The organism is Methylobacterium sp. WL103 (assembly GCF_008039885.1).
GTDB classification, from domain to species: domain Bacteria; phylum Pseudomonadota; class Alphaproteobacteria; order Rhizobiales; family Beijerinckiaceae; genus Methylobacterium; species Methylobacterium cerastii.
The window spans coordinates 1-784 of the sequence record NZ_VRUX01001094.1; the positions used below are offsets into that span (position 1 = coordinate 1).

The following is a 784-nucleotide window of genomic DNA, read 5'->3' on the forward strand; positions in this document are numbered from 1 at the left end:
GGTGACGACCGCGCCGGCGCGGCCGGCGAGCCGCCCGTTCAGCGCGGCGATCTCGGCGGCCACGTCGAACGGCGCGGCCTGGATCGCGACGGTGGGCAGGGGCGCGGCGCTTGGTGCGGCGGAGGGCGGAGGAGCGGGCGACATCGGGTTCTCGGCGCGGCGCAGCGGGGTGACGGTGACGGTGGCGCGACGACGAAACACGCTTGCGCCTGACTCGGCCATCGCCTGCGCCTATATGGCATATCGGCTCGCCGCCAGAAGGCGTGGGCCGATCGGCCCCGAAGGACGAAGACGTGACGCCCGAACTGATCCTTCCCTATGACGGCGTCCTGCCGGAATTCATCAGCCGCCCGGTCTGGTGCGGGCGCGGCAGCACCGCCATCGGCGCCGTGCGCCTCGGCAGCCAGGCCTGGATCGGCGACGACGGCGTGATCCGCGCGGACGGGCAGCCGGTCACCCTCGGCGACCGGCTCTGGCTCGGGCACCGCTCCACCGTCCACATCGCCACCTTCACCCACGGCACCACCGTCGGCGACAGGGTCACGGTGGGGCGCAACAGCGTGGTGCACGCCTGCACGGTCGGCTCCGACGTGGTGATCGAGGACGACGTCGTGATCCTCGACGGGGCCAGCATCGGCGACGGCGCGGTGATCGAGGCCGGCGCGACGGTGTTTCCGCGGGCGCAGCTCGCCGGCGGCTTCGTCTACGCCGGCAGCCCGGCCAAGCCGCAGCGCCCGATCGACCGGGCCGAGATCGACGAGCGCGCCGAGCGCCTGCGCGAGGC

At 74.1% G+C, this 784-nt stretch carries 1 protein-coding gene and 1 pseudogene; one reads left to right on the forward strand and one right to left on the reverse strand.

All coding sequences use genetic code 11. The features are described from left to right. Nucleotides 1–222, reverse strand: a pseudogene (locus FV222_RS27995) (hypothetical protein); the annotation flags it as partial. Between the two features lie 71 nt (nt 223–293). On the opposite strand from FV222_RS27995, the gene FV222_RS28000 reads away from it, so the two are divergent. Beyond that, a partial coding sequence (locus FV222_RS28000; protein WP_147816401.1) for a gamma carbonic anhydrase family protein occupies nt 294–784 on the forward strand: 491 nt, incomplete at its 3' end.